The sequence below is a fragment of the Spirochaetota bacterium genome (genome assembly GCA_034190085.1).
Taxonomy (GTDB): domain Bacteria; phylum Spirochaetota; class UBA4802; order UBA4802; family JAFGDQ01; genus JAXHTS01.
Genome location: JAXHTS010000042.1, coordinates 37,650 through 47,977 on the forward strand (window position 1 = coordinate 37,650; position 10,328 = coordinate 47,977).

Here is a 10,328-nt window from a genome sequence, read left to right on the forward strand (position 1 = left end):
AAATTCCGATAAACTCGGCAATCCTTTTTTATTTGACATCATCTGGATGCTACACTAAATTGATGATATGATCCGCGAAGACTACATACAGGAATTAGAGGATTCTCTTCTCGAGACCATTGAGAAGAAGGACCCAAAAATAGCAAGGCGATTTGTGCTAGCCCTTGTTGAAAGGCAGGAGCGCGATAGCAAAAACATTCTGCACAGCATTGAGCTTCTGACTCAGCAGATGGCTTCCATGCAGAGAGAGATGGATAAGCGATTTGAATCGCTGCAACGGGAGATGGACAAGCGTTTCGAGTCGATGGACAAGCGTTTTGATGCAATGGATAAGCGAATCGGACTATTGATGTGGTTTGTGGGTATCATCTTTGTGGCGATGTCTGCATTTATGGCAATCGCTCGATTTATGGGATGAAGAGGAGTGAACATCCTATCCCTTTATCTCTGCTAATAATTCTACAAAACCAAAATGGTTGATTTTCTCAAGAGGTGTATAACGCTGTGCCGTCTATATGTTTCCCTGCAGGTAGATTTAATCCATCCTTATGATCCGTCTCTATCTCATCAAATAGACGTCACTGTTGAAAATCTCCCTCAGTAATCTGCTCACTCCTCTTGTTGAACATCCGGCCTTTCATCAACCGGAGTATTTCTTTAAGATAATCATAGTGGCATAGATGCGGCTGAGTTGTGAAGCTGATCAGTAAGCGTAATCCCATTGATGGGGTTGTCGTCGGCGTCGAATGTAAGAAAAATTTTAACGGTGACCCCTTCGTACAGCCCGACAGCCCCTCCGTACCGTCCGGTGACCCCCTCGTACCGCCCGACATCCCCTCCGTACCGTCCGATGACTCCCTCCGTACCGCCCGACATCCCCTCCGTACCGTCCGATGACTCCCTCCGTACAGCCCGACATCCCCTCCGTACCGTCCGATGACTCCCTCCGTACCGCCCGACATCCCCTCCGTACCGTCCGATGACTCCCTTCGTACCGTCAGACAAGCCCCTCCGTACCGTCCGACAGCCCCTCCGTACCGTCCGATGACTCCCTCCGTACCGCCCGACATCCCCTCCGTACCGTCCGGCGACTCCCTTCGTACCGCGCGACAGCCCCTTCGTACCGTCCGATGACTCCCTCCGTACCGTCCGACAGCCCCTTCGTACTGCCCGACAGCCTCTTCGTACCGTCCGACATCCCCTTCGGAACATCAATTATCACGCTGAGAAACCGAGTGTATCCTCTTCCTTATCCCTTTTAGATCTTCTTTTCCTGTTATACTCGCTTGTATACCCCTTGTACCTGGCCTCATCGCGCCAGAAGACATAGAGGCCGAAAGCACGGATCTCGTCAATAGCGTACCTGAGATGGGTATAGGCCTTGTTCCTGATCTTAATAGACTCGCTGCTATCAGCGCGCTCAACAGTAGTGACCCCCAGCAGGTCTGACATCCTGTCAGCCATATCAGCGGCCTTGTCCAGAAGAGTCATATCAAAGTTTATTCTCTCTAAGGGCTCAGGATTATCCTTGCCCAGCACACTCAGATCGTTCAAGTCCTGAATCATATCCGCGTGTCCATAGCCATGGGCAATGGCATTTACCCTTCCCAAAAGATCGGGCAGCCTTCTATAGGCAAAGCGGAAGCTATGGAGGAATTCATTCCTCATGTCATAGGCCTGCGGGGAATCCTCAGCCCACCGCTTTTGGGCCTCCTCCTGGCTGAACCTTGATGTAATCCACTTGGACTGAGCCTCGCGAAGAGCCCCGCACCGCGCAGGGACATCCAGAACGAGTTCCCAATCAAGACCATTTGCCGTTAATTCTTCTTTGTCCTCCTGGCACCAGTGATAAAGATTTTCAGCCTCCTGGAGAAAAATATCTACTGGAATGTTGCTGGGAGACCTGATTTCATCATCGCCAATAGCCTGAATCTCCTCGATCTTCTGTTTATAATCCTCTACATTGCTCATAATATTACCTCCTTATATATTATTTATAATATCCATTGCCCATAGAATAGGCTATACTACAATAAATCATGAATCTCTGGATATTCTATAGCCGACTCCGGGCACATGCCTTTGAGCTGGGGAGGAGAAGTGAACTATTAACGACTTTGACAGATGTCAATCACCTATATGCGCAGGCGCTGGCTCTGCGAATGGAGGAAGCTCATAATGAAAGAGCGACAGTGTGGAAAGACCTTGCTACCCGCTTATTAAGGGGTTACACTGATTGGAATAGACGTGCCAGCGCTTTGACAGGCTCAATCCATTGGGATGCGATTATCAGCATCCTATATCCCATTCATAACAAGAAGACGCCCTTAATATTGCATAAAGTATAATTTGCAGAGGCAAATGTATTGAAGATATTGCGCTGTTATCAATAGCATTTTATTATTGCGCCTGGAGGATAATGCCAGTAACTTCAGAGGAATTCATTAAGGCCTTGGGTAAAACTATGCCTAAAATCAGATAAATTGACAAATCGCTTTAATAGAATAAGCAGGATGCGTCAATTTTAGCCTAGGCATAAGCGTCAATATTATTCCCCTTGGTTTCCCTAGGGGGCTCTGCTCTCTCTTCGCTTGTCTCTTCAATATTGACAGATTTGTTAGAGATCTCTGGATTTACTGTGAATTCCTTTGGAATAACGTCCACTCCGCTTATATTTTGTATATCCATATAACCTCACTTTGTAATTTATCGTATAAATATACTCATATACAATGAATAAATCAAGTAAAATATATGATTACGGATCTAAATGTAAAGGGGCCTACTCTAATTTTTAGGGCAGAAAAATCAGACAGGATGACAGGATTTAAAGGGATATAAATCCAGTTAATCTAATTTTTTAAAGATTATTGCCAATATAGTTATAAAAGTTGATAAATACAGGGTAAAATTTCGTATTACAGGACATTAAAGAACAATCCCTGTTATCCTGTCCAAAATTTTTTTTCCTGCTTGAGAAAAGTGCCCTAATAATAAATTTGCGCCCCCATAAATATCCCATTAAGAAACAACTTTTTGCTTGATTTTTCTTGCCATTTCTTTTTGGCTGTTTGTGCACACCCTGTAATGTAAGGGAATGCAATCAGCCAAGATAAATCAGCACACATCCTATAATTGATTATATTATTAAGGCTAAAAATAACAATCATATCAGGGTTTTATCAAACAAGAGTAGGATGACGATCTTCACCAGCAACCTTAGTGAGCATGATTGCATGCAATGCGCTTGGCTCTAATGCTTAGTATCAAGAATAAAGCGCTGATAAAGCAAGGAATCGATTTAAATTCTATTATTCCTTATGGAAGTAAAAATTGAGCTATTGTTAATTATTGTTCATTTTATTTCCTGAAAAACAGGTAGAATGAGTTGAGGTTGGTTAAAATGTCATTCCCCTGTATTCACAGGGGCAAGCTCTGCGAAAGCGGGATTTTACATGTTTACAAAACCCTTTTAATAATTGCTTTAAATTACGGCATCCCCCTGCGCTACAGTTTTGACACACCCAACTCATCCCCTTTGTACATTTTTTATCTAATAGTGTTTATGAAAGAATATAAAGGAGTGGTTATTTTTAATGTTTATTATTTTAAATATTTAAAATTAATGGGAAACAGGGGAGGAATAAGTATGAAAGAATGCGTTATTATTGATGGAGTTAGATCCCCCAATTGCCGTGCTCATGCAGAAAAGGGATGGTTCAGAAATATTAAACCAGATGTAATTCTAACTAAGGTTTATGAAGCCCTCTTTGAAAGGAATCCAAAGGTGAATCCTGAGGATATTGAGGCGGTTTTTTGTGGGACATCAAATCAATCCGGCGCAACTAACAACATCAGCAGATTTGCATGGCTGGCAGGCGGATTTCCTGAAACAGTTGCCACAAATGGCATTAGCTCGAATTGCCCATCTGGGATGTCCGCAGCTGAACATGCAGCCAGAGCTATTATGTGTAATGAGGGTGATATATATATCGTTTCCGGCGTTGAGGATATGCTGCATGTGCCTATGGGAAATGCAATGGAAATTCCCGAGAGATTGTTTAAGAGGTATGATTCTTCAGAGGTGCCAATGGGGCCTACAGCGGAGAAGGTGGCATCACAATATAACATAGAGAGAAAAGAAATGGAAACCATGGCACTCTGGAGTCATAAAAAGGCGGCAGAAGCCACAAAGACAAATAAGTTTAGGAATGAGATCGTTCCAATGGATGGCGAAGAGGTTGATGGCACAAGATTTATTGTTGATAGAGATCAATGGATAAGAGAAGATATATCCATGGAAAAAATGGCAGGGATGAATCCTGCATTCAAAGTGGACGGCATTGTTACTGCTGCTACATCTTCCCCCCTTACAACAGGCGCTTGCGCATTGCTCTTCATGAACAGGGACAAGGCTGATGAATTGGGATTGGATTATCACTTAAAGTATTCAGGCGGCGCTATGGCGGGCAATGATCCAACTGTAATGGGTATTGGCCCAATATATGCTGTAAGAAAACTTCTCAAAAGAACTGGACTCACAGTTAAGGATATAAATGTATGGGAGGTAAATGAGGCCTTTGCAAGCCAAACCTTAGCTGTGCTCAGAGAGCTGGGTATTGCTGAGAATGCGCCTTTTGAAAACGTAAACATATGGGGCGGCGCCCTTGCGCTAGGTCACCCCTTAGGGGAATCAGGCGCAAGGGTTATTGTGACACTGAATAATATCATGAAAACTGACCGTAAGGATGCAAAATATGGCATAGCTACCCTTTGCGGGGGGTTCGGGAATGCCAATGCAACCCTCTGGCAAAATGTGCACAAGTAGGAAGGTTTTGCTGCCCATAGCAATATTTACTTCTGCTTCCATTCACAACAATGGCGGGTCAAATTCACATTTATGAAGATCCCTTCGCGCTATTCGCAATGCGCTGCAGATAGCTATCAGATGGTTTCTCTGTGCCTGGCGCTTCACAGCAATCGGATGCGGTTAACTTGATTTACCCCTTGCTTTGTTCCTGATCCACATCATATTATTCATAGAAGGAGAAAAAAGTAATGAGATATAGATCCAACCGTGTCTGTCCTGTTGAAATAGCTGGCAGTCTCGATAACCGGATTCGAAGATGGGTGCAAAATCCACAGAAGATATTAGGCCCCTATATCGACGAGGGGATGATCCTTCTGGATATCGGCTGCGGCCCGGGCTTTTTCTCTGTTGATATGGCTCAAATGGTCGGCAAATTCGGCAGGGTTATTGCTGCTGATTTGCAGGAAGGGATGCTTCAGAAATTAAGAGACAAGATTCAAGGAACTGAACTTGAGGAACGGATATCCTTACATAAGTGCGAGGAGAATAGAATAGGCGTTTTAGAGCAGGTTGATTTTGTCCTTCTATTTTATATGGTTCATGAAGTTCCCAATGTTAAGGGATTATTTAGTGAAATAGAGGCTATTCTAAAACCTAATGGGCGGATCTTTATGGTTGAACCCCCATTTCATGTGTCAAAATTCGCTTTTGAAGAGATCATTAGAAAGGCAAGAAATGCTGGTTTAACGCTAGTGGACAGGCCAAAGATATTTCCAAATAAGACAGCAGTTTTGAAAAAGGGCAAATAAGCCCTTTGAGAGGGACTGGGCAAAGCCGTGTCATTTTGTAACAAAACAGATATAGACCAATGGTTTTTGCCGTTATCATAGATTTTCAGTTATCCTTGCCCAGCCCTTCAACCTTATCTATCAACAAATTAAGAAATTGAATATAATCTTAATCGCAATCACCACTATTGTTAAAACTATCAAGAGCATCCTTGAGTGGTTCTGCAATTGATCTATCACCACCTCCTGAGCTTAAATAATCATCTGCTGCATTTATAGTTTCGCAAATAGGCGCGGAGGATGATCCTACATTTAATTTTGCAGCAATTAGGTGTTTAATAAGTATAACATCCATGTCTCCTCTTATTGGTTGTGTTAGCATTTCAAGAAGTTCAGCTTGAGTCTTGATTTCACCACCAATAGTTAATTCTTGAACTGACCAGGCTTCTAAATGATTCTTCCAATATCCAGGCGTCCTGGGACATCCATCAAAAACACCACACTCACATACTATAGAAATTGGAGGATTTATATCCCAAGTAGCAACTGGATCTGGAGTCCATGGTACATACCAAATAATTGAACCAGTGATTGAGTAAGTTCCGCATTCTGTAACTGCTACTGAACCACTAAAGGGTCCTGAGTCTGACATAAATGAACCATTTTCCGAAATGTTGCCTGATGGTCCTGTTATAGTTAATTCATAAGTTAATTCTTGTGCTGAAGGCCAAGTTTTTGCTGATATCTCATAATCAATAGAATAACCTCCAACACCATCTGCAATACAGTTAGCGCTAATACTAGCATCATAGATTACGGACGCAGAAGCATACATAGTGTATCCGAAGACAACACTCACAACTAAAACTAAGGAAAGAAAAAGTCTTTTTTTCATTATAATCTCCTAATAATTAGATGAATTGATTGTTTTGCTTTTGTTATAAAACTACAAGGGCCAATTAAAAGATTGGCGAAAATTTGTTCTGAATATACATAGAAGTTTAGCAATAGATCCTTTGTATATTCAATAATATTGTCCTGTTATGATATTAATATGAAAGCAAATTTAAGAGTTTATATTTTAACCCTGTATTCCATATAATGTTGTCATAACAATTTTGAACATGATTTTTTCCCTTTATCACCTCCCTCTATCAAATATAATATATATTATAAATTATTAATATCATCATTAAAAAGCTTGAAAGTAATTGATGCAATCATGGATTGAGAGCGTCTCTGCTTTTAACATGATGATGCATCTTCCTTATAGAGCTAGTAGGTTCAAAAATAGATATTTCTCCATGTGTTAACGATATTTGGTGGAAGGACATCATTCTGATACAGGATGACCAACATCAATTTTGCCCAAATTAAGATGAAATATGTGATAGTCGATCAAATAGCATGTGTAATTAACTAAATTTTACAGGAATAGAAATATTATTTAATAATAATATAATAATAAAATTGGCTATGGTCAAGGTATGATAATTATTTATTCGGCTTACTGATTTTTTAGGCATATATGTGTATCTACAAGCGTGAATAATCTAAAGAAATGTCACATGCCTCTATTCCGTATCGTTTTAGCATGCCTATTGCGATTTTGATCACTTCCCTCGCAAAAATTAGTAGATTATAATTTACTACGATCAATATCTTTTAAAGAAAACATAATGAACACGATTATGACTTGACTTTATAAGAGTGTTAGATGTAACGATATACTATAATTGAGAGGTTAGTAATTTTGGGAAATGATGCTAATAGGAACATTCGACCGGCTGCTACGGTAATCCTGGCCCGTGATGCGGAGGAGGGGATCGAAGTATTTATGTTGCTGCGCAATCCTAAATCGGAGTTTGGCGGAGGGCTTTACGTATTTCCCGGGGGTTCTGTGGATGATCTTGACAAGCATCCTGATATTGCCGCCTTATGTTATGGGATGAGCGACAAGGAGGCGAGCGTATGTCTGGGCATATCAGAGGGAGGCTTGGCCTATTGGGTAGCTGCTATTCGTGAGTGTTATGAGGAGGCAGGACTTCTAGCCGCTGTTGATGATCAAGGTGAATATATTTCTCTCGAATCACCGCTGAACAACAGGCGCTTTGAGGATTATCGCAACGCCATATGCAATGGGATGACTGACATGGTTAAGATATGTTGCAACGAGGGATTGCGTTTAGCAGTTGACAGGTTTGTCTATTTTAGTCATTGGATAACACCAGAAGGGGCTCCTCGTCGATATGATACTCGTTTCTTTATTGGCATTGCGCCTCCCCAACAGAGAGGCCTGCATGACAAGAGGGAGACCGTAGCTCACCTCTGGATTCGGCCAGTTGAGGCACTGGCACGATACAAGCGCGGAGAATTCTGTATGGTATTGCCCACAATTAGGCAATTGGAGGCTTTATCCGGGATATCTAGTACTGTTGAAATGATGGAGATCGCTCGATCGAGAGAGCATATTCCCACTATTATGCCCAGGTTTGTAAAGAATGGCAGTGGAATTAAGATCGTAATTCCTGGTGATAAAGAATACCTGTAATATCAATATTTTATCGCAACAGAATTTTGATAAATTACACGGATGTGATTTTTCAAATTGACCTTATTACGCGCCAAAATAATCCACTGATGGGTTATTTTAGATGAGATTATTTTGCATAGGGATGGAATTACTGAAAAAGTTAATAAACTAAAGGTGATCAACAATGTCCCAACTCATAATTGGGCAAGCAGTTCAGCTTACCATGAGAATCCGCAGGGTGCTTGCTAATAACGCAGGGATTATGCCTGGCACAGGGACTAACACATATTTGATTGGAGAAGAGAATATTGCTGTAATTGATCCCGGGCCAGATGATGAAGGGCACATCAGGTCTATTTTGAATGCGGTTGGTGATCGTATCCGTTGGATATTAGTAACACATACCCATCCAGATCATTCCCCTGGCGCTCATTTATTAAAAACTGAGACAGGAGCAGAGGTCATGGGTGGGAGACCGCCAAAGGAGGGGATCATTGATCCGAATTATAAACCTGATCGTGTGCTCGATCATGATTCCTGTATACATGGAGATAATTTTACATTAAAGGCCATTTGCACACCGGGTCACGCCTCCAATCATCTCTGCTTTTTGCTAATGGAAGAGAGGGTAATATTTACTGGCGATCACATTATGAACGGCTCAACAGTAGTCATTGCGCCACCGGATGGTGATATGCAGGCCTACCTCGATTCACTGGCGCTGTTAAAGAGGTATTCCGCTGAAAGGCTTGCTCCTGGTCATGGTGAAATGATGGATGATCCTGATTCAGTTATAGATGGATTGATAAAGCATCGCTTACAGCGTGAAGGAAAGGTGATCAACTCTTTACGACATCTTGAAAAAGGCACAATCGAGTCATTGACCCCGCTTGCCTATGATGATGTGCCGAGTTTTCTGCATCCGGTTGCTCGATTTTCGCTTTGGGCTCATCTTCTCAAACTTGAACGAGAGCATCGAGCTTCTAAATCTGGAGATATATGGAGCTTAATAGAATAGGATATAATGCAATAATAGATATTCCCCCTCCAACACTCTATTCCCAAAGTATTTATCATTGTATGAAATAACTACATAATTATATATAATTGGCTATCAAAACAGATGATCGTTTTGGTATTCATTTAGACCTGATAACTATCATTATTCTCCAACATATTCACCATTCTCCCACTTCCCCTTTTCTACTCTTCCGTCATTATGGTAATATACTCCCTCCCCATGAGCCATATCATTTTTATATTCTCCTTCATATTTGTCTCCATTAACCCAATAGAAAACGCCCTTGCCATCCATATAATTGTCTTTCCACTCTCCTTCATATCTATTGCCATTTGCCCAAAAGAAGGTGCCCATGCCATTCCTCAGCCCATCTTTCCATTCACCCTTATACTTGTTTCCTTCAGGCCAATATAAAATGCCATGACCATTCATGGAACCATTTTTCCATTCTCCATCATATTTATTGCCGCTAGGCCAATAAAACCTGCCCTTGCCATGCATATGGTCATCCTTCCACTCTCCTTCGTATTGTAAACCGTTGTCAAAAAGAAAGACCCCATGACCATGCTTTTTCTCTTCTTTCCAATCTCCCTCATATTCACCTGTCATCTCAATATTATCTATTGAAACTGTACTCTTAGCCATTATTTAAAACCTCCATAATAATTTGTTAGCTATACACGGACACCCTATTATGTTTTGAATTTTATTAGTATCAATCCGTGAGCATGTTAAATATAATTTATGTAATATCAATTATAATGCGACCTCCAGTATTTACAATTGTGCCATTCTCCAAATAGTCGTTTTATTTCATTAGTATTCTGTTTATGTTTCCCGCTTCTGTATTTAGTACTCTATTCTTGGAGATTTCTGAATTATAATTAAAATTGTGTATGGATGATATCCGATATCAGTTTATTATATTAAACCGGATGCCATTGTTAAAGAAGGTTAGAGGGAAGGGGAGAGTAGATCAAGCAAAAAAAGTAAATATTATACTAAAACGCAATAAGTTTACGAAATAATTCTTAATGAGCTAATACGATTTATACTTTAGAAAGTATATGAACTTTCTAAATACAGAACAAATCCAAGAGCTTAAAGACGCCCATCGAGAAGCGAAAAGAAGAAGAGACATCAAAAATGCAGATAAGATAAAAGCAATTCTTCTAC

General features: G+C 41.0%; 10 protein-coding genes. 6 read left to right on the top strand and 4 right to left on the bottom strand.

Annotated elements, in window-relative coordinates; all coding sequences use genetic code 11:
* Positions 1-67: 67 nt before the first annotated feature.
* Positions 68-418, top strand: a complete 351-nt coding sequence (locus tag SVZ03_07550) for a hypothetical protein (protein ID MDY6934061.1) — start codon at positions 68-70, stop codon at positions 416-418.
* A gap of 800 nt (positions 419-1,218) precedes the next feature.
* Here SVZ03_07550 and SVZ03_07555 read toward each other — a convergent pair.
* Entirely contained in the window at positions 1,219-1,971 is a 753-nt protein-coding gene (locus SVZ03_07555; GenBank protein ID MDY6934062.1) for a hypothetical protein, read from the bottom strand.
* A 68-nt stretch (positions 1,972-2,039) separates the two neighbouring features.
* Here SVZ03_07555 and SVZ03_07560 point away from each other — a divergent pair, with 68 nt between their 5' ends.
* On the top strand, positions 2,040-2,348 hold the full coding sequence (locus SVZ03_07560; GenBank protein ID MDY6934063.1) for a hypothetical protein: 309 nt from the start codon (positions 2,040-2,042) through the stop codon (positions 2,346-2,348).
* A 181-nt stretch (positions 2,349-2,529) separates the two neighbouring features.
* On the opposite strand, the gene SVZ03_07565 is transcribed toward SVZ03_07560, so the two are convergent.
* Positions 2,530-2,688: a hypothetical protein gene (locus tag SVZ03_07565; GenBank protein ID MDY6934064.1), complete on the bottom strand. Its 159-nt coding sequence runs from the start codon at positions 2,686-2,688 to the stop codon at positions 2,530-2,532.
* A gap of 961 nt (positions 2,689-3,649) precedes the next feature.
* Here SVZ03_07565 and SVZ03_07570 point away from each other — a divergent pair.
* Together SVZ03_07570 and SVZ03_07575 are read left to right on the top strand one after the other, a co-directional pair.
* On the top strand, positions 3,650-4,828 hold the full coding sequence (locus SVZ03_07570) for a thiolase family protein (GenBank protein MDY6934065.1): 1,179 nt from the start codon (positions 3,650-3,652) through the stop codon (positions 4,826-4,828).
* Between the two features lie 230 nt (positions 4,829-5,058).
* A complete protein-coding gene (locus SVZ03_07575) occupies positions 5,059-5,619 on the top strand; it encodes a class I SAM-dependent methyltransferase (protein ID MDY6934066.1) in 561 nt (186 codons plus the stop codon).
* A 148-nt stretch (positions 5,620-5,767) separates the two neighbouring features.
* Here SVZ03_07575 and SVZ03_07580 read toward each other — a convergent pair whose 3' ends face one another.
* A complete protein-coding gene (locus SVZ03_07580; GenBank protein MDY6934067.1) occupies positions 5,768-6,493 on the bottom strand; it encodes a hypothetical protein in 726 nt (241 codons plus the stop codon).
* A gap of 858 nt (positions 6,494-7,351) precedes the next feature.
* On the opposite strand from SVZ03_07580, the gene SVZ03_07585 reads away from it, so the two are divergent.
* Together SVZ03_07585 and SVZ03_07590 are read left to right on the top strand one after the other, a co-directional pair.
* A complete protein-coding gene (locus SVZ03_07585) occupies positions 7,352-8,149 on the top strand; it encodes an NUDIX hydrolase (protein ID MDY6934068.1) in 798 nt (265 codons plus the stop codon).
* A gap of 166 nt (positions 8,150-8,315) precedes the next feature.
* Positions 8,316-9,149: an MBL fold metallo-hydrolase gene (locus tag SVZ03_07590; GenBank protein ID MDY6934069.1), complete on the top strand. Its 834-nt coding sequence runs from the start codon at positions 8,316-8,318 to the stop codon at positions 9,147-9,149.
* A gap of 144 nt (positions 9,150-9,293) precedes the next feature.
* Here the strand turns inward: SVZ03_07590 and SVZ03_07595 are convergent, their stop codons facing one another.
* Entirely contained in the window at positions 9,294-9,797 is a 504-nt protein-coding gene (locus tag SVZ03_07595; protein MDY6934070.1) for a phosphatidylinositol kinase, read from the bottom strand.
* Positions 9,798-10,328 lie beyond the last annotated feature (531 nt).